Raw genomic sequence first — 19,480 nt, forward strand, 5'->3', positions numbered from 1 at the left:
CACTTGAACCACTACTGGTGCCTGCGTAACGCGGTCGACAACGTTGTCCATCTCTGATCTTTTTCGATCAGGCGCAGGGAGGGTGCTCGCGCATGCGGCACGGTTGGGGTTCCACGGCGGCGCTCGGAGCGGCCGCGTCAGCACTGCTGGTGGCCTCGCAGGGGGCGGCCGTCGCGTTACCGGACCGGCCCTCGGCGGAGGACCGCGCCTTCGCGTCCTCCTTCGAGGCCGGGGACCGGGCACCGGACTGGCTCAACACCGTGGACACGGCACCCGACGGGACCAGGCGGGCCTCCGGTGTCGACGGCGGCTACAGCAGCGGCATCCCCGGCAATGTGACCGACCACGTCACGGAGGTCCGGGCGAGCGGCGAGAACACGGGCGCCGGCGAGGTGAAGGAGAACCTCGTCGACGGCGAGCCGGGCACGAAGTGGCTCACCTTCGCGCCCACGGGCTGGGCCGAGTTCGAGTTCGACGCCCCGGTCAAGGTGGTGACGTACGCGCTGACCTCGGCGAACGACGCCGCCGAGCGCGACCCGAAGGACTGGACGCTCCAGGGCTCCACGGACGGCAGCGGCTGGCAGACCCTCGACACCCGCTCCGGGCAGGACTTCGACGAGAGATTCCGGACGAAGTCGTACGACATCGGTGGCACCCCGGGCGAGTACCGGCACTTCCGGCTCGACATCACCGGGAACAACGGGGCCTCCGGCATCACGCAACTCGCCGACGTGCAGTTCTCCACGGGTGGCAGTGAGCAGGAGCCCGTGCCCAAGGACATGCGCTCGCTGGTGGACCGGGGTCCGAGCGGCTCGGCGACGGCGAAGTCCGGCATGGGGTTCACGGGGAAGCGGGCGCTGCGGTACGCGGGACGGCACACGGCGGACGGGCGGGCCTATTCGTACAACAAGGTCTTCGATGTGAATGTGGCCGTCGAGCGGGACACCGAGCTGGCGTACCGGATCTTCCCGTCGATGGCGGACGGCGATCTGGACTACGACGCCACGAACGTGGCGGTGGACCTGGCCTTCACGGACGGCACACTGCTCAGTGACCTCGGTGCCCGTGACCAGCACGGATTCCCGCTCACCCCACGCGGGCAGGGCGCGGCGAAGGTCCTGTACGTCAACCAGTGGAACGACGTGGTCGCGCGGATCGGGTCGGTCGCGGCCGGGCGCACGGTCGACCGGATCCTGGTGGCGTACGACTCGCCGAAGGGCCCGGCGAGGTTCCGGGGCTGGCTGGACGACGTACGGCTGAGGGTGCGGGCGCCCGAGCAGCCGAAGGCGCATCTCTCCGACTACGCGGTCACCACGCGGGGCACCAACTCCAGTGGCGGCTTCTCGCGCGGCAACAACTTCCCGGCGGCGGCCGTCCCCCATGGCTTCAACTTCTGGACGCCGGTGACCAACGCGGGCTCGCTCAGCTGGTTGTACGACTACGCGCGGGCCAACGACGCGGACAACCTGCCGACGATCCAGGCGTTCAGCGCGAGTCATGAGCCGAGCCCCTGGATGGGTGACCGGCAGACGTTCCAGGTGATGCCGTCGGCCGCGTCCGGCACCCCTGAGCTGGGCCGTACGGCACGGGCGCTGGCGTTCCGGCACGAGAACGAGACGGCCCGGCCGTACTACTACGGGGTGCGGTTCGAGAACGGGATCAAGGCGGAGCTGGCGCCCACGGACCATGCCGCCGCCCTGCGGTTCACGTATCCCGGCGACGACGCGAGCGTGCTCTTCGACAATGTGACGGACCAGGCGGGTCTGACGCTCGACAGGACGGCCGGGACCGTCACCGGATTCTCGGATGTGAAGTCCGGGCTGTCGACGGGAGCGACCCGGCTCTTCGTCTACGGGGTCTTCGACTCGCCGGTGACGGACGGGAGTGCGGCCGGGGTGAAGGGGCATCTGCGCTTCGACGCGGGCGCCGACCGCGCGGTGACCCTCCGCCTCGCGACCTCCCTCATCAGCCTCGACCAGGCGGCGGCCAACCTGCGCCAGGAGATCCCGGAGGGGACGGACTTCGAGACGGTACGGGACCGGGCGCGGGACCGGTGGGACCGGATCCTCGGCAAGGTGGAGGTCGAGGGCGCGACCCCGGACCAGCTGACGACGCTGTACTCGAACCTCTACCGGCTGTATCTGTACCCCAACTCCGGCTTCGAGAAGGTCGGTTCGAAGTACCGGTACGCGTCGCCCTTCTCCCCCATGCCGGGCCCGGACACGCCGACGCACACCGGCGCGAAGATCGTCGACGGCAAGGTGTACGTCAACAACGGCTTCTGGGACACCTATCGGACGACATGGCCCGCGTACTCGCTGCTGTCGCCCGGTCAGGCGGGTGAGATGGTCGACGGTTTCGTGCAGCAGTACAAGGACGGCGGCTGGACCTCCCGCTGGTCCTCCCCCGGCTACGCGGACCTGATGACGGGCACATCGTCGGACGTGGCGTTCGCGGACGCATACGTCAAGGGCGTGGACTTCGACGCGACGGCGGCGTACGAGGCGGCCCTGAAGAACGCGACGGTCGTACCCCCGTCCTCAGGCGTGGGCCGAAAGGGCATGGCCACCTCCCCCTTCCTCGGCTACACGAGCACCGGCACGCACGAGGGCCTGTCATGGGCGCTGGAGGGCTACCTCAACGACTACGGCATCGCCCGGATGGGCCAGGCCCTGTACCGGAGGACGGGCGAGAAGCGCTACAAGGAGGAGTCTGCGTACTTCCTCAACAGGGCCCGGAACTATGTGAAGTTGTTCGACGGGAAGGCCGGGTTCTTCCAGGGCCGGGACGACACCGGGGCCTGGCGGATGGACTCCTCGAAGTACGACCCGCGCGTCTGGGGCCACGACTACACCGAGACCAACGGCTGGGGCTACGCCTTCACCGCACCCCAGGACAGCAAGGGCCTGGCCAACCTGTACGGCGGCCGGAGCGGCCTCGCGAAGAAGCTGGACACGTACTTCTCCACGCCGGAGACCGCGTCCCCCGAGTTCGTCGGCTCGTACGGCGGGGTCATCCACGAGATGACCGAGGCGCGTGACGTACGGATGGGCATGTACGGCCACTCCAACCAGGTCGCGCACCACGCGACCTATATGTACGACGCGGCCGGACAGCCGTGGAAGGCGCAGGAGAAGGTCCGCGAGGTGCTGTCCCGCCTCTACACCGGCAGCGACATCGGCCAGGGCTACCACGGCGACGAGGACAACGGCGAGCAGTCGGCCTGGTACCTGTTCTCCGCGCTCGGCTTCTACCCCCTGGTGATGGGCAGCGGCGACTACGCGATCGGCTCACCCCTGTTCACCAAGGCCACGGTCCATCTGGAGAACGGCGAGGACCTGGTGGTGAAGGCCCCGGACAACAGCGCGCGGAATGTGTACGTGCAGGGGTTGAAGGTCAACGGCAAGGCGTGGACCTCGACTTCCCTTCCTCACTCGCTGATCGCCGAGGGCGGGATCCTGGAGTTCGACATGGGGCCGGAGCCGTCGACGTGGGGCACGGGTGAGGGGGCGGCGCCGGTGTCGATCACGAAGGGGGACGAGGTGCCGTCGCCGCGTGCGGATGTGATCGAGGGGGCCGGTGAGCTGTTCGACAACACGTCGTCGACGAAGGTGTCGGTGGAGAGGATCGCTCTGCCAACCTCCGGTCGGACCAAGGTGGTTCAGTACACGCTGACCTCCGCCGACCGAACCGACGCCCCCACCGGCTGGACCCTCCAGGCCTCCGCCGACGGGACCACCTGGAAGACCCTCGACAGACGCTCCGGCGAGTCGTTCACCTGGGACCGGCAGACGAGGGCGTTCTCGATTCCGGCGCCGGGAACCTACAAGCACTACCGGCTGGTGCTCGACAACGCGGCCACTGTGGCGGAGGTGGAGTTGCTCGCTTGATATTCCGCAGTCATCGGTTCGTCGTCCGAGGGGCTGGACATCGCGGAGGCCGTTCAGGTCAACCTCGGCGACCGTACGCCGTGTGACGTCACGCTGTGGACTCAGGGCGTCTTCGGCCTCTCGCAGGGCAACCTCGAGTCCCTGGTCCTGGAGCTGCCCAAGTACGACTTCGCGATCCTCGTGCTCACGTCTGACGACATGACCGTCACTCGTGGGGTGGAGAGGCCGGCGGCGAGGGACAACGTCCTGTTCGAGCTCGGCCTGTTCATCGGCGCACTGGGCCGCGAGCGCACCTACATGCTCTACGACCGCACCAATCCGCCCTCACTGCCGACGGACCTGGCGGGGATCGTCCCGGCGCTGTTCCAGCCGCGAGACGACGGTGATCTTCTCAAGGCGGTCGCGCGTCCGTGTTACGACATCCGGCGGCATATCGAACGTCTGGGCCTCAGGCCCGACAGGGCACTGCGGAACCTCCAGCAGGCGACGACCACTGTGGAGGCGGCCGGCGCGAGCGTGCAGAAGCTCATTCGGCTGCTGGCCGAGTCGCGCGTGCTGGAGATGGACGTCTTCACTCAGTACTTCGGCGGCATGATCGGTCCCGGCGAACTGGCAGAGGTGAAGCGGAACTGAAGATTTCAAGGGCGAGTTGGGCGACGAGGAACGGGACCGGGACGAAGACGATGACAAAAACGAAGAGGAGGACGACGGCGAGGATGAGGACAGGTAGGAGGGCAGGGCGTCCGTCGGGGCACTGCCCCACTCCGGGTTCGCGGTTGGGCTCAGGGTGTAGTCGAGGGTGCCACCGTCCTGGACGAAGGACGCCGACAGCCGGGGACGAGTACTCGCTCGGCCGTTGATCTTCAGAGCTTGAATGTAGAGGGCCTCTGCCGCCGCTCCGGTCGCGTGGATCTCGATGAACCGCGAAGAGGCCGGGGCCGTGTTGTGCGAGACCATCCAGGTGTACCGGGCCGCCGGTGCCCTCTACGAAGCCGGTGCCCGTGGCCGGGGTGAAACAGGGGGCCCAGCAGACGGCGGTGACGGCCGCGGGGGCGCCGTTCAGCCCTGCCGCGGCGGCCCAGAGGGTGGGTGCGCCGACCCGGCGCACCCACCCGCGTTCCGTCCGTCCTGTGTCAGGCCGGGCCGGGGCGGCCGCTCAGCCCACCCGGCAGGGCAGCGTCGTGGCGGTATCACCTCCCGAGCCCTGGACCACATAGCCGAAGTTGGCGCTCTGTCCTGGCGCGAGCGAGCCGTTCCAGTTGGCGTTGTGCACCATCACCGCCTGGCCGTTGTAGGTGGGGTTGCCGTTCCAGAGGCTGTCGATCTTCTGGCCGCTCGGCAGCGTCCAGTCGACCATCCAGCCGAGCATGGGCACGTCGCCGGTGTTGGTGACGACGACCTCGGACTGGTAGCCGCCGCTCCAACTGCCCGTCGTACGGCGGGTCGCGGAGCACTGGCCCGGTACCGGCTCGCTGGGGTTTCCGGGCTCCTTGATGCCGGTCACCTCACCGTTGCCGCCGTCGAAGACGACGTCGGAGCAGGAGTAGAAGGTCTCCTGGCTGTCGGAGCGCTGCCAGACCATGTAGATGAGGTGACGGCCCGACTTGTTCGCCGGGAGCTGTCCCCGCCAGGAGTAGTTGGCCTCGACCGTGCCCGGGGAGCCGTTGAGCGGCGGGTGGTCGACGCTCAGGAACGGCTGCGCCTCCATGTCGTTCCAGGTGAGCGTCTTGGTCGGGTCGAAGCCGTCCTTGGTGATGTAGACGTAGAACCAACCAGGGTGCGCCGCCCACGCGTTGTAGGAGAAGTCGACGTTCGCGCCCGAGGTGAGGTGGGTGAGCGGCCAGTCGGCGCTCGGGGTGTTGAAGCCGGTGAAGTTGGTGTTGCCGCCGCTGCACAGCTGACCGTCCGGGACGAAGCCGCGGGTGCGGCCGGCGCCGTCCGAGCGGAGCACCGAGAACCAGTTGTAGAACGGGGTCGTTCCGCTGACCTGCTGTGCGGAACGACAGGCCGGGTTGATCGGTTTGATCTCCCCGGTGTCGGTCAGCCCGTCCTGCCAGCACAGGAAGGTACGGCTGCCGGGCTTCATCGGGGTGCCGTGGGCCTCCGCCTTGCCGCTGCCGGCCGACAGGACCAGGCCGAGCGCCGGGATCGTGGTGACGAGGGCGAGCAGGACGAGGAAGAGGGCCCGGTGGCGTTTGGGCAGCCTTAATCGCAGGATTGGCACGTGCATGACAAGCGCTCCTTGGTGTACGGCCTGGGGGGACGTGCGCATGTGCATGTAGGTGGGTGCGGATGACTTCGTACACAGAGGTGCGGGGTGGGAACGGACCCCGGGGGCGGGTTCCGGTCCGCCACTCGATATGGGAGCGCTCCCACCCCCACCTTCTTCGGAAGCTAGCGCGCGGAGGTGTGGTTGTAAACGCCTGCGCGTGGGGTCGTTGGGAATGCCCGGAGGCGGGGCCCTCGGGAACGTCCGACGCGCGCCGACGCACAAGGGCCGCGCCCGGCTGGACGCGGCCCCCGCGATGACAGAAAACCGTATGGCACGGAAATGCACGGACCGTCGGCCCACCGCTGGTGAGGCGACGCCGTGGGATGTCACCGATCGTCGAAGGAACTCCTTTCCGCGAGAGCGGCCGTCGAGAACGACTGTGCGGGACGAAGCTGAGGCGGACCTGAAGTCGGTGGTGGAGTGCCGTCACACCGGAACGGACGGGACCGAGGGCGCCGAGACGGTGTCGACGGCGGGGAGTTCGGTGGTGCCCGCGGGCGGGAGTTCGATGGTGAACTCCGTGTGGCCGGGCTCGCTGACCACGTCGAGGCGGCCGCCGTGGGCCGAGACGATCGCGGCGACGATGGCGAGGCCGAGGCCCGAGCCGCCCTCGTGGGGGTTGGCGCGGGAGCGGGACACATCGGCGCGGGTGAAGCGTTCGAAGACCGAGGGGAGGAGGGCGGGCGGGATGCCGGGACCGTCGTCCCGTACCCGGACGACGCATGATGTCGCCGTGGCCTCCACCGCGGCGGTGACCGTCGTACCCGCAGGGGTGTGCACCCGGGCGTTGGCCAGCAGGTTGGCCACCACCTGGTGGAGGCGGGCCTCGTCGCCGGTGACCAGGGCCGGGGCGTCCAGGAGCAGGGACAGCTGCCAGTTGTGGTCCTCGCCCGCCGCCCGCGCGTCCCAGACCGACTCCGCGACCAGGGCGGCGAGGTCCACCTCGGTGGACTCCAGGGGGCGGCCCTCGTCGAGGCGGGCGAGCAGCAGCAGGTCCTCCACCAGGCCCGTCATCCGTGCCGACTCCGCCGAGATACGGCGCCAGGCCAGGGTCGGCTCGATCTTGTCGGTGCCGCGGTTCATCAGTTCCGCGTAGCCGGCGATGGACGCGAGCGGCGTACGGAGTTCATGGCTGGCGTCGGCGAGGAAGCGGCGCATGCGTTCCTCGCTGCGCTGGCGCTGGGCGAGGGAGGCCTCGACGTGGTCGATCATCCGGTTGAGGGCGGCGCCGACCTGGCCGGCCTCGCTGCCGGGGTCGGTGTCGCGTTCGGGGACGCGGGTCAGGCCGGTGACCTCGCCCCGGTCGAGGGGGGACCGCGAGACCTCCACGGCGGTCGCGGCGACCCGGCCCAGCGGGCGCAGCTGTCGCCGGATGACGACCGCGCAGACACAGCCCGAGACGATGAGGCCGACGGCGGCGACGACCGCCTCGACGGTCACCAGGTCGCCGATCATCTCCTGGACGTCGCCCATGGGGAGGCCGGTGAGGACGTACAGGCCGTCGCCGGTCAGGGCGGTGATCCGATAGGTGCCGAGGCCGGGGACCGTGCGGGTGTGGGTGGAGCCGTCGGCCTCGATGCCTTCGAGCGCGGCGCGCTGGGCGGAGCTCAGGGCCTCCGGGTCGCCGCCCGAACCGATGACCTCGGCGGTGGTGATGTTCCCCTCCGCGTCGAGCCGGGCGGCCAGGGTGCCCACGGCCTGGCCCTGCTCCCGCAGGAACGCCAGGTCGGTGTGGTCGCGGGGGCCGACGCTCACACCTCCCAGGCTGCGCTCGGCGGCGTTGGCGACCCGCTCGTCGAGGGCGCCGAGCAGCGAGGCCCGCTGGGCGAAGACCGTGGTGAGCGCCATGGCGACGCACACCGCGACCAGGGTGGCCGAGATGAAGAAGAGCAGGCGGGTGCGCAACGAGCGGCTCCGCAGCGTCGGCAGGGGACGCCGAAAGCCGCCGCGTGGTGTGCGTGACGGGCGCCGGGTGCGGTTTCGCCAGGTCCGCGAAGGCCCCCGGGAGCCCCGTCCCGTCGTCCGCGCGGGCCGCCGGGAGCGGTCCCGCCCGTATGCCGTCCAACGAGTCGTCATCTTCCGTCCTCCCCCGCCCGGATCGCGTATCCGACCCCGCGCACCGTGTGGATCATCGGCGCCCTGCCCTTGTCGATCTTGCGGCGGAGGCTGGAGATGTAGACCTCCACCAGGTTTCCGCCGCCGTCGAAGGAGCTGCTCCAGACGTGGTCGAGGATCTGGGCCTTGCTCAGCACCTGGCGCGGGTGGCTCAGCATCAGGCTGAGCAGGTCGAACTCCTTGGCGGTCAGCCGGACCGGCGTACCGTCGCGGTGCACCTCGCGGCTCTCCTCGGTGAGGACGAGATCGCCGAGCACGAGGGCGCGGTCGTCCGACGGCCTGCTCTCCTCGACGCCGGCCCGGCGCAGCAGCCCGCGCAGCCGCAGGACGACCTCCTCCAGGGAGAACGGCTTGGTCACGTAGTCGTCCGCGCCCGCCGAGAGTCCGTCGATACGGTGCTCCAGCGCGTCCCGGGCGGTGAGCATGAGCACCGGCAGCTTCGGGTTCTCGTGGCGCAGCCGCCGCAGCACCTGGAGGCCGTCGAGGTCGGGCAGCATCCCGTCGAGGACGACGGCGTGCGGGGCGCAGCCGCGGGCGGCCTTGAGCGCGCTCTGTCCGTCGGCCGCCGGGTAGGGGCGCCAGCCCGCCTCGGTGACGGCCACGGACAGCAGTTGGGTGAGTCCGGGTTCGTCGTCGACGATGAGGACGCGGACTCGGCCGTTTCGGGTCGCGGAGATGCCTGCCATGTCCGAATCCTGTACCGAATGCCTGAGGGAACCCTGTGTTCCGGCTGAGGCGCAGCCGTGCGACCCGGACAGATGGCGTGACATGGCGGAGGGCCGCACCCCCGTCGCCGGGGATACGGCCCTCAACTGCCGTACCGGTCCGCTTACTTGCGGATCAGGCTGCGCAGCACGTACTGCATGATGCCGCCGTTGCGGTAGTAGTCGGCCTCACCGGGGGTGTCGATGCGGACGACCGCGTCGAACTCGACACCGGTGTCGGTGGTGACCTTGACCGTGCGCGGCGTGGTGCCGTTGTTGAGCTCCTCGACGCCGGTGAAGGAGAAGGTCTCCTCGCCGGTCAGACCGAGGGACTCGGCGTTGGCGCCCTCGGGGAACTGGAGCGGGAGGACGCCCATGCCGATGAGGTTCGAGCGGTGGATGCGCTCGTACGACTCGGCGATGACGGCCTTGACGCCGAGGAGCGCGGTGCCCTTGGCGGCCCAGTCGCGGGACGAGCCGGAGCCGTACTCCTTGCCGGCCAGGATGGCCAGCGGGACGCCCTGCTCGATGTAGTTGCGGGAGGCGTCGTAGATGAACGCCACCGGCGCGCCCTCGACGGTGAAGTCGCGGGTGTAGCCGCCCTCGGTGCCCGGCGCGATCTGGTTGCGCAGGCGGATGTTGGCGAACGTGCCGCGGATCATGACCTCGTGGTTGCCTCGGCGGGAGCCGTAGGAGTTGAAGTCACGACGCTCCACACCGTGCTCGGTGAGGTACTTGCCGGCCGGGGTGTCGGCCTTGATGGCACCGGCCGGGGAGATGTGGTCGGTGGTGACCGAGTCGCCCAGCTTGGCCAGCACACGGGCGCCGGTGATGTCGGAGACCGGGGTGGTCTCCATCGTCATGCCGTCGAAGTACGGGGGCTTGCGGACGTACGTCGACTCGGCGTCCCACTCGAAGGTGTTGCCGGTCGGGATCGGCAGCGCCTGCCACTGGGCGTCGCCCGCGAAGACGTCCTGGTAGGACTTGCTGAACATGTCCTCGCCGATGGCGTTCGCCACGACGTCGTTGACCTCGGCCTCGGAGGGCCAGATGTCGGCCAGGAAGACCGGCTTGCCCTCCTGGTCCGTGCCGAGGGCGTCGCGCGTGATGTCCACCTTCATGGAGCCCGCGAGGGCGTACGCGACGACCAGCGGCGGGGAGGCCAGGTAGTTCATCTTGACGTCGGGGTTGATCCGGCCCTCGAAGTTCCGGTTGCCGGAGAGGACCGAGGTGACCGCGAGGTCGTGCTCGTTGACGGCCTTGGAGACCTCCTCCGGCAGCGGGCCGGAGTTGCCGATGCAGGTGGTGCAGCCGTAACCGACGAGGTTGAAGCCGACCTTGTCCAGGTAAGGCGTCAGACCGGCCTTGTCGAAGTAGTCGGTGACGACCTTCGAGCCCGGGGCGAGGGTGGTCTTGACCCACGGCTTGCGGGTCAGGCCCTTCTCCACCGCCTTCTTCGCGACCAGCGCGGCGGCGACCATGACGTACGGGTTCGAGGTGTTGGTGCAGGAGGTGATGGCCGCGACCGTCACCGCACCGTGGTCGATCTCGTAGGTCGAGCCGTCGGGGGCGGTGACCAGGGTCGGGCGGGTCGGGATGCCGTTGTGCTCGGCCGGGGCGTCGGAGGCCGGGAAGGACTCCTTGCCCGCCTCGTCGTCCTCGGCGACGTAGTTGCGCACGTCCTGCGCGAACTGCTGCGCGGCGTTGGCGAGGACGATGCGGTCCTGCGGGCGCTTCGGGCCGGCGATGGACGGGACGATCGTGGAGAGGTCGAGCTCGAGCTTCTCGGAGAAGTCGGGCTCGGCGGCCGGGTCCAGCCAGAGGCCCTGCTCCTTGGCGTACGCCTCGACGAGCGCGACCTGCTGCTCGTCGCGGCCCGTCAGCTTCAGGTACTTCAGGGTCTCGCCGTCGATCGGGAAGATCGCGGCGGTGGAGCCGAACTCCGGCGACATGTTGCCGATGGTGGCGCGGTTGGCGAGGCTCGTCGCCGCCACACCCTCGCCGTAGAACTCGACGAACTTGCCGACGACGCCGTGCTTGCGCAGCATCTCGGTGATCGTGAGCACGAGGTCCGTGGCGGTGGTGCCGGCGGGCAGCTCACCGGTGAGCTTGAAGCCGACGACGCGCGGGATCAGCATGGAGACCGGCTGGCCGAGCATCGCGGCCTCGGCCTCGATGCCGCCGACGCCCCAGCCGAGGACGCCGAGGCCGTTGACCATGGTGGTGTGCGAGTCGGTGCCGACGAGGGTGTCGGGGTACGCCTGGCCGTTACGGACCATGACCGTACGGGCCAGGTGCTCGATGTTCACCTGGTGGACGATGCCGGTGCCCGGCGGGACGACCTTGAAGTCGTCGAAGGCGGTCTGGCCCCAGCGCAGGAACTGGTAGCGCTCGCGGTTGCGGCCGTACTCCAGCTCGACGTTCTGCGCGAAGGCGTCGTTCGTGCCGAACTTGTCGGCGATGACGGAGTGGTCGATGACCATCTCGGCCGGGGAGAGCGGGTTGACCTTCGCCGGGTCGCCGCCGAGTGCCTTGACGGCCTCACGCATGGTCGCGAGGTCCACGACACAGGGCACACCGGTGAAGTCCTGCATGATCACGCGGGCCGGCGTGAACTGGATCTCCTGGCTGGGCTGGGCCTGCGAGTCCCAGCCGCCAAGAGCACGGATGTGGTCGGCGGTGATGTTCGCGCCGTCCTCGGTACGGAGCAGGTTCTCCAGCAGGACCTTGAGGCTGTACGGAAGGCGGGCCGAGCCTTCCACCTTGTCCAGCCGGAAGATCTCGTACGACTCGTCGCCCACCTGCAGCGTGCTGCGGGCGTCGAAGCTGTTCGCCGACACGACAGTCTCCTTCATTCCATGTGCGCGTACCACCGCATCCTGCCGCCACGCCCACTTGGCCGATCCGCTAAGGTAAGGCTAAGTTAGGTAACCCTTACCGTCAGACTGGCGATGGCGTGTGACTGAGGTGCGCCTTCGGCAGATATCTCGATGTCGAGATAACTCTAATACACGAGGCTCGGATGGTCATGCCCAGGAGACGTGTGGGGTGTCTCAACGAAGCCGGGGCGGTCTCGGCCTTGACGGCAGCGGGCCGTGGTGCGCCGCTCCGGTCTTCCGCCTCCCGCGGGGCGGGCCGCTGAGGGCCGATCCCGGCCGGTCGTCGGTGTGACGGCTGCGGCCAGCGAGGGCCCGCGCGCACTGTTCGACCGACTCCCGGGAGCAGGCCGCCGAGCGTACGCCGCCCACCGCGCCCACCCGCCCGGACGCTCGCACCGCCCGGCCGCCGGGGACCCGGACGGCGTAGGACCTGTTGCGCAATCCCGTCGTCCGCCCGAAGAGCAGGCGGGACTCTCACAACAGGCCCCAGGAGACATCGCCCTATCGGGCAGAGTCCGCCGAGGTGATGGTCGGCAGCTCGCGATGCACTCACGCACCCGTTCCGCCGCTCTCCGCGCTACTTGTGGCGCCGCCACTCGCGTCCGCCGTCGCGAGAGACATACAGCCCCTCACGACGCCCCCTTGGCACCCTCGTCCGGCACCCGCACGAAGCCCCCCGGCGCCCCCTTGAACGAGACCCGCGACGCCTCCATGTCCGTATGCTCCGCGTGCTGGGCGACCGTACGGCCGTCGCGGCTGACGATGCGCCAGGCGGTGGCGGCCGGCCCCTCGTCGTCCTCCACGTTGCCGAGGTCGTACGTCAGGAGCAGCGAGCCGTCGTCCGCGCGCACCACGTCGGCGGGTGCGCCGGCCATCTCGATGACGTCGGCGGGGCGCGGATGAGGGTCTCGCAGGACGCGCTTGTACTTCGCCTCGCGGTCCTTGGAGTTCCCGTCGCCGGCGCCACCGTCGTCGGAGCCGCCCGGGCTGCCGGCGACCAGCGCCAGCACCGCACTCGTCATGGCCACGAGCCCGACCGTCCGCCTGCCGCGTTTCGTTAAAAATGCCGTGGCCGCATCCTCACACCAAGTAACGGCCGTCTTCGGGGAAACAAGTAACCCGAACAGACCACCCAAGAGGCGCCATCTCATATCTGAGATAACCTCACCCTCATGGGAGACGACTACCTCGTACGCATCGGCAAGCTCATCCGTGACGCCAGGCAGCACAGGGGCTGGACTCAGGCACAGCTGGCGGAGGCGCTCGGCACCAGTCAGAGTGCCGTCAACCGCATCGAGCGCGGCAACCAAAACATCAGCCTTGAGATGATCGCTCGAATCGGTGAGGCCCTGGACAGCGAGATCGTGTCGCTGGGGTACGCGGGTCCGATGCATCTGCGGGTGGTCGGCGGGCGCCGACTGTCCGGCGCCATCGACGTGAAGACCAGTAAGAACGCGTGCGTCGCCCTGCTCTGCGCATCCCTGCTGAACAAGGGGCGGACGGTGCTGCGGAGGGTGGCCCGGATCGAGGAGGTGTACCGCCTTCTGGAGGTGCTCGGCTCCATCGGCGTCCGCACCCGGTGGATCAACGACGGCGTCGACCTGGAGATCGTGCCCCCGGCCCAGCTGGATCTGGAGGCGATCGACGCCACGGCGGCCCGTCGTACGCGGTCCATCATCATGTTCCTCGGACCGCTGCTGCACCGCCTGGACCACTTCAAGCTGCCCTACGCCGGTGGCTGCGACCTCGGCACACGGACCATCGAGCCGCACATGATCGCGCTGCGCCGGTTCGGGCTCGACATCACCGCCACCGAGGGGCTGTACCACGCCGAGGTCGACCGGTCCGTGACCCCCGGCCGCCCGATCGTGCTGACCGAGCGCGGCGACACCGTGACCGAGAACGCGCTGCTCGCCGCCGCGCGCCACGCCGGTGTGACCGTCATCCGCAACGCCTCCTCCAACTACATGGTCCAGGACCTGTGCTTCTTCCTGGAGGCCCTAGGCGTACGGGTGGAGGGCATCGGCACCACCACGCTCACCGTGCACGGCGTGCCGCACATCGACGTGGACGTCGACTACTCGCCCTCCGAGGACCCCGTGGAGGCGATGAGCCTGCTGGCCGCCGCCGTCGTCACGGAGTCCGAACTGACCGTGCGCCGGGTGCCGATCGAGTTCCTGGAGATCGAACTGGCGGTTCTGGAGGAGATGGGTCTCGACCACGACCGCTCGCCGGAGTACTTCGCCGACAACGGCCGTACCCGTCTGGTGGACCTCACCGTCCGTCCCTCGAAACTCCAGGCGCCGATCGACAAGATCCACCCCATGCCGTTCCCCGGCCTGAACATCGACAACGTCCCGTTCTTCGCGGCCATCGCCGCCGCCGCACAGGGCAAGACCCTGATCCACGACTGGGTCTACGACAACCGGGCGATCTATCTGACCGACCTCAACCGCCTCGGCGGACGCCTCCAGCTGCTGGACCCGCACCGGGTGCTGGTCGAGGGCCCGACCCGCTGGCGCGCCGCCGAGATGATGTGCCCGCCCGCGCTGCGGCCGGCCGTGGTCGTCCTCCTCGCGATGATGGCGGCTGACGGCACGTCCGTGCTGCGCAACGTGTACGTCATCAACCGCGGCTACGAGGAGCTGGCGGAGCGGCTGAACTCGGTGGGGGCGCAGATCGAGACGTTCCGGGACATCTGAGCGCTGGTACCGCCGCACCCTGTCTGACCTGCGGTGATGCGGGTCTGGAGGGGGTGCGGCGGCACCTGTGGGACTTCTCCGGGACTTTGGGCCCGGACTGGGCTTTGCCGGTCGGTTTGCGGCTACGCGAAGACCGCGTCGACGGCGGCGCTGCCTCGAGCTCCAGCGGGGGGCAGGAAGTGGGCGTACTTGACGGAGACCGGCCCGGCGCCCCGCAAGGGGTCGGCCCCCCGGGCAACTGCGGGCGCCTCCCTCGTACGGCACCGGCAACCGCAGGTCGCAACGGAGGCTGCCGTGAGGATCGTACGGCGCGTCCACAGCCGCAGGGGCAGCCACGAGACCCAGGACCGGGCGACGCCCTGGTCACGGCAGGTGCGGATGCGGGCTCTGGGGGTGCGGTGAGCCAGGCGTTGATGCGGGCGAGGTTGATCGCGGCTCCGGTGAGGGTGGGTACCGACAATGGCCCATTACGGCGGTGCTGCCCGGGCCGCAGGCTCGGGTCTGCGGCCACTCGAGGCCGGGGCAGAGGACGCCGGTACGCCTCGTCAGGGCTCGGAGCCCACCGAGAGCTTGCGCACGGCCGGCGAGCGGTTCGGTCTCCGGGTCTGAGCGAGACGCTCCTGCCACTCGCCGAGCGCCTGCGCAGGCACCAGGCCGACCGCTCCTGACGCGGACTCCCGGCAGCCACGCCAAGCAGGTTGCCGGGATGACTAGGCTGTGGTCAGGGCCGAGAAACAAGGGAAACAGGGGATCATGGCGATTGGGGACAAGCCCATGCCCAGACGGCCCCGGCCGTCGATGGCGGATGTCGCCCGTCACGCTGGTGTCGCGCCGCAGACAGTTTCGCGCGTGTCCAACGGCCACAGCAACGTCGACCCGGCGACCAGGCAGCGGGTCGTGGAGTCGATGCAGGCGCTGGGCTACCGGCCGAACGGAGCCGCACGCGCGCTCAAGAGCGGGCGGTTCAACACGATCGGTGTCATCACCTTCACGCTCGATTCGTTCGGAAACACGCGCACGCTCGACGCCATAGCCAGGGAAGCCGCACACGCCAAGTACGCCGTCACCCTCATCCCCGTGTCGGACCCGACCATGGGCAGGGTTTCCGGTGCCTACGACCGGCTCAGCGAGGCGGCCGTCGACGGAGTGATCCTCGTCTTCGAGGCGCATCTCCTGGACAATGCGGAGTTCAGCCTCCCACCAGGGGTTCCGATGGTGGTTGTCGACTCCGACACCGGCCCCGGTTACACCGTGGTGGACACCGATCAGGCACTGGGCGCTCGTCAGGCGACGGAACACCTGCTGGAACTCGGCCACCGGCAGGTGTGGCACATCGCCGGACCCCCGACGTCGTTCTCCGCAGCCCATCGGGTCGAGTCCTGGCGGCGCACCATGCAGGATGCCGGCATCGTCCCGCCCCCGGTGCTGTACGGCGACTGGACCACCAGATCCGGATACCGGCACGGGTTGACTCTGGGGCGGAGGCCGGAGGTCACGGCGATCTTCGCCGCGAACGATCATATGGCGCTCGGTGTCATGCGTGCCCTTCACGAGCTCGGCCGCCGGATTCCCGACGACATCAGCGTGGTGGGGTTCGACGACATGGAGGAGGCACATGCCTTCTGGCCGCCGCTGACCACCGTGCGGCAGGACTTCGCCGCGGTCGGCCGGCTCAGCCTTCAGAAGCTGCTGAGCAAGATCGGCCGCACTGGGCCTGACATGATCGACAAGACCTTGGTCCCGACCCGGCTGGTGGTCCGCGCGAGCACCGGAGCGCCGCCGCCCTCACCGGAAGGCGAAGCGCGGCGGCGCTGACCCGCCCCGCACGGGCCCGGTGAGGGTACTCGAAGGGCCCGTGCGGTTCGGATCAGTGGTCGAGGGGAACAGGTGCCTGCATCAGCTCCTGGCCCACTGCTGGTTGCTGCTTCCGTTGCAGTACCAGACGTCGACCGCCGTGCCGTTGCCGGTGCCGCCTCCAGCTGCGTCCAGGCAGAGCTCCGGGTTGGCGACGCTGGTCACCGTGAGGTCCGCGTTCAGGTTCCACTGTTGTGCCGCCGCGCCGCTGCAGTCGGAGATGACCACGGGATCTCCAGCCGTGGCTCCGGTGCCTCCCACCGTCATGCACTTGTTGCCGTAGACGGTGAGTTGTTTGTCCGCGTCCCAGTTCCAGGACTGGTTGCCGCCGTCGTTGCAGTCCCAGAGGTCGAGTTGGGTGCCGTTGGTCGTACTGAAGCCGGGCACGTCCACGCAGCGGTCGGAGCCCACTCCGCGCAGGACCTCACCGGGAGGCGCGGGCGGCAGGTCGTTGACGGGCGGGGTCTTGCCGAAGCCGTAGCCCCAGCGCAGCTGCGCGACTCCGCTGGCGTTGTTGTCCACCAGGTTGCCCTCGGCGTCCAGCGACTCGATCGAGTAGGCGTCGCCGAACCTCAGCCCCGGCCAGTACACCAGCCCCATCCCCTTGCTACGGGCGGTGTTGGTGACGGCCGCGAGATACGACGTGTAGATGTTGCCGTCCCACGCGCCGTAGTTCAGACCTGTGGTCATCGGGGAGCCGGCCTCGTCGATGATGGTCCGGTCGGCGTACTTCCCGATCCGGGCTTCGAGGTCGGCGACCCATTCCGTCTGCTGGGTGTGGCTGGCCCAGAACCCGTAGAAGTGCAGCGACAGCAGCGTTCCCTTCAGTGCGCGTGCCGCGCCGACACCGGTGACGTTGTCGTTGTAGCCGGTACCGCTGATCACGACACGGCCGCGCGGGACGTCCTTGTGCCGGGCCAGCCAGCCACTGGTGACGGACACCCACTGGTCCAGGGTGTAGCCGTGCGGCTCGTTCATGGGCTCGAAGTAGACCCGCGGGTTGTTCTTGTACTCCCGCACCACGGTGTTCCACATGGTGTTCCAGGCGGCCGTGTCGTCGACCAGGCCGTCCTTGCTGGTGTTGGCCTCCCAGTAGCTGACGATGACCTTGTCGCCGTAGGCCGTGGCCGCGTCTATCGTCGCCCGGTACGACTTCCACCAGGCGGTGCCGACGGTCGCCGGGTTGATCGGCAGTCGCAGCGTGTTGGCGCCCAGGTTCTTCTTGAAGCCGCGCACCATGTGACCCGTGGTGCGGTACACGGTGCGGTAGTCGTCGGTCACCGACAGCCCGCTGGGCACCACGGCGTCACCGGCGTAGTTGTCCCGCGGGTCTGCCCAGTTCACCCCACGGAAGTCACTGGTACCGCCCTTCGACGCGGGCTTCACGGCCGCCGAGGCGGCTGACTGGGCGAGGGCGGGAGCGGGGGCGGTCAGGAGCATGAGTGCCGCGCCGAAGCCGGCCATGATCACACCGGTCAATCTTTTCGACCTCGTCAGGGTCTTGGTCATGTCGTCTCCAGTGACGGGATCGCGGAGGGCGGAGTGCGGGTTCGTCACCTGAGTCGAGGCAGTGATGAACCAGGATCCGGATCAGACAGTCGGACCCATGTAAACCGGCCATGGTTACGTAACCATGGCCGGACACTGGCACGACGCACGCACTGGTGACAAGACCCGTGACAGTTCCGAAACAGGGCTGACCCTGACCGAGCGCGATCACATCCGCCGGGAACCGCCCCAGCCAGGACCTCGACGTCGCCACCGACTTCGAGGAGACGGGCCGCGAGCTCGCCTCCCGCACCCGGGCAGCCGCGTGACGGACCCGGGACATCTGCCACCCCGGCCCCCGGCCCGCCCGTACCCCGTCGGATCATGCTCGTAGCAGGATCGTCCACACGCTCCGGACGCTCCACGCCGGGCACCGACCTCCGACAGAAACGGACTCCGATGGCTGTCATTGCCGACGACGACGGCAGCGTACTGCTGCACCGGGACGGCAGGGTGGGCCGGATCACCCTGAACCGGCCCAGGGCGATCAACGCGCTCGACCACTCCATGGTGCGCCGGATCGACGCCGCGCTCCTCGACTGGGAGCGGGACGCCGAGGTGAGGACGGTGGTGATCACCGGTGCCGGAGAGCGGGGGCTGTGCGCCGGCGGTGACATCCGGGCCATCCGCGAGGACGCCCTGACCGGGGGCGGCGCCTCCCGGGCCTTCTGGCGGGACGAGTACCGGCTGAACGCCCGGACAGCCCGCTTCCCCAAGCCGTACGTGGCGGTCATGGACGGCATCGTGATGGGCGGCGGTGTCGGGGTGTCCGCGCACGGCGGCCTGCGGATCGTCACCGAACGGTCGGCGATCGCCATGCCGGAGGTGGGCATCGGGTTCGTCCCGGACGTGGGCGGCACCTATCTGCTGTCCCGGGCCCCGGGGGAACTGGGTACGCATCTCGCGCTCACCGCGAACCGGATCGGCCCGGGAGACGCGCTGCTGTGCGGTCTCGCCGACCACTTCGTGCCGACGGCGCGGCTGGGCGGGTTCCTCGACGCCCTCGCCTCGGTGCCGGCCGAGGAGGCGATACGGGCCTTCGCCGAGCCTGCGCCCGAGGGCGAACTCGGCGGTCAGCGGCCCTGGATCGACGCCTGCTACGACGCGGACACGGTCGAGGAGATCGTGGGGCGGCTGTGGGCCGTGGGGCATCCGGCGGCCGGGAAGGCGGCAGAGTCGATCATGAACCACTCCCCCACCGCACTCAAGACGACCCTGCTGGCTCTGCGCCGCGCCCGCGCCCTCCCAGGTCTGGAGGAGGTCCTCGACCAGGAGTACCGCGTCTCGTGCGCGTTCCTCGGCGTACCGGATCTGCCCGAGGGCATCCGGGCCCAGGTCGTCGACAAGGACCGCACACCCCGCTGGTCGCCGTCGACGCTGGAGGCCGTGCCGCCGGCCGCCGTCGAGGCGTTCTTCGCCCCGCTGGGGGACGCGGAGCTCGGCCTCACCCGCCCATAACGGTGAGTAACGCCCCGGGCCGTGTACGTATGTAAGGTCATGGGGCGGGGTGGGGAGA

Annotated in this window: 11 protein-coding genes; 5 read left to right on the top strand and 6 right to left on the bottom strand. The window is 69.3% G+C overall.

The features are described from left to right. Positions 1–92 precede the first annotated feature (92 nt). Both SGFS_RS16795 and SGFS_RS16800 read left to right on the top strand, forming a co-directional pair. The gene (locus tag SGFS_RS16795) at positions 93–3,890 is read left to right on the top strand and encodes a GH92 family glycosyl hydrolase (protein WP_286251147.1); all 3,798 of its coding nucleotides are present in this window, start codon (positions 93–95) and stop codon (positions 3,888–3,890) included. 12 nt (positions 3,891–3,902) lie between these two features. Further along, positions 3,903–4,523 carry a TIR domain-containing protein gene (locus SGFS_RS16800; RefSeq protein WP_286259955.1) on the top strand — a complete coding sequence of 207 codons (621 nt, stop codon included), beginning with the start codon at positions 3,903–3,905 and terminating at the stop codon, positions 4,521–4,523. 523 nt (positions 4,524–5,046) lie between these two features. On the opposite strand, the gene SGFS_RS16805 is transcribed toward SGFS_RS16800, so the two are convergent. From SGFS_RS16805 to SGFS_RS16825, 5 genes are all read right to left on the bottom strand, one after another. Next, complete coding sequence (locus SGFS_RS16805; RefSeq protein WP_286251149.1) at positions 5,047–6,120, bottom strand: lytic polysaccharide monooxygenase auxiliary activity family 9 protein; 1,074 nt, start codon at positions 6,118–6,120, stop codon at positions 5,047–5,049. Positions 6,121–6,588: 468 nt separating this feature from the next. Next, complete coding sequence (locus tag SGFS_RS16810; protein ID WP_286259956.1) at positions 6,589–8,010, bottom strand: sensor histidine kinase; 1,422 nt, start codon at positions 8,008–8,010, stop codon at positions 6,589–6,591. 224 nt (positions 8,011–8,234) lie between these two features. Continuing rightward, positions 8,235–8,963, bottom strand: a complete 729-nt coding sequence (locus SGFS_RS16815; RefSeq protein WP_286251150.1) for a response regulator transcription factor — start codon at positions 8,961–8,963, stop codon at positions 8,235–8,237. 143 nt (positions 8,964–9,106) lie between these two features. After that, a complete protein-coding gene (gene acnA / locus SGFS_RS16820) occupies positions 9,107–11,821 on the bottom strand; it encodes an aconitate hydratase AcnA (RefSeq protein ID WP_286251151.1) in 2,715 nt (904 codons plus the stop codon). Between the two features lie 668 nt (positions 11,822–12,489). After that, positions 12,490–12,888, bottom strand: coding sequence for a hypothetical protein (locus SGFS_RS16825; protein WP_286251153.1), 399 nt, complete (start codon positions 12,886–12,888; stop codon positions 12,490–12,492). A gap of 144 nt (positions 12,889–13,032) precedes the next feature. Between SGFS_RS16825 and SGFS_RS16830 the strand changes: the two genes are divergently transcribed. Both SGFS_RS16830 and SGFS_RS16835 read left to right on the top strand, forming a co-directional pair. Beyond that, positions 13,033–14,562, top strand: coding sequence for a helix-turn-helix domain-containing protein (locus SGFS_RS16830; RefSeq protein ID WP_286251155.1), 1,530 nt, complete (start codon positions 13,033–13,035; stop codon positions 14,560–14,562). 717 nt (positions 14,563–15,279) lie between these two features. After that, positions 15,280–16,377, top strand: coding sequence for a LacI family DNA-binding transcriptional regulator (locus SGFS_RS16835; RefSeq protein ID WP_350284002.1), 1,098 nt, complete (start codon positions 15,280–15,282; stop codon positions 16,375–16,377). An 81-nt stretch (positions 16,378–16,458) separates the two neighbouring features. Here the strand turns inward: SGFS_RS16835 and SGFS_RS16840 are convergent, their stop codons facing one another. Beyond that, complete coding sequence (locus SGFS_RS16840; RefSeq protein WP_286251157.1) at positions 16,459–17,925, bottom strand: ricin-type beta-trefoil lectin domain protein; 1,467 nt, start codon at positions 17,923–17,925, stop codon at positions 16,459–16,461. Positions 17,926–18,363: 438 nt separating this feature from the next. On the opposite strand from SGFS_RS16840, the gene SGFS_RS16845 reads away from it, so the two are divergent. Then, complete coding sequence (locus SGFS_RS16845) at positions 18,364–19,422, top strand: enoyl-CoA hydratase/isomerase family protein (RefSeq protein ID WP_286251159.1); 1,059 nt, start codon at positions 18,364–18,366, stop codon at positions 19,420–19,422. Positions 19,423–19,480 lie beyond the last annotated feature (58 nt).

This window comes from Streptomyces graminofaciens, from assembly GCF_030294945.1.
GTDB lineage: Bacteria > Actinomycetota > Actinomycetes > Streptomycetales > Streptomycetaceae > Streptomyces > Streptomyces graminofaciens.

Bases quoted from the DNA above. Each gene is read 5' to 3' on its own strand.
- SGFS_RS16795 (WP_286251147.1), top strand. From the start codon at position 93: ATGCGGCACGGTTGGGGTTCCACGGCGGCGCTCGGAGCGGCCGCGTCA.
- SGFS_RS16805 (WP_286251149.1), bottom strand. From the start codon at position 6,120: ATGCACGTGCCAATCCTGCGATTAAGGCTGCCCAAACGCCACCGGGCC.
- SGFS_RS16810 (WP_286259956.1), bottom strand. From the start codon at position 8,010: ATGGCGCTCACCACGGTCTTCGCCCAGCGGGCCTCGCTGCTCGGCGCC.
- SGFS_RS16815 (WP_286251150.1), bottom strand. From the start codon at position 8,963: ATGGCAGGCATCTCCGCGACCCGAAACGGCCGAGTCCGCGTCCTCATC.
- SGFS_RS16830 (WP_286251155.1), top strand. From the start codon at position 13,033: ATGGGAGACGACTACCTCGTACGCATCGGCAAGCTCATCCGTGACGCC.
- SGFS_RS16840 (WP_286251157.1), bottom strand. From the start codon at position 17,925: ATGACCAAGACCCTGACGAGGTCGAAAAGATTGACCGGTGTGATCATG.
- SGFS_RS16845 (WP_286251159.1), top strand. From the start codon at position 18,364: ATGGCTGTCATTGCCGACGACGACGGCAGCGTACTGCTGCACCGGGAC.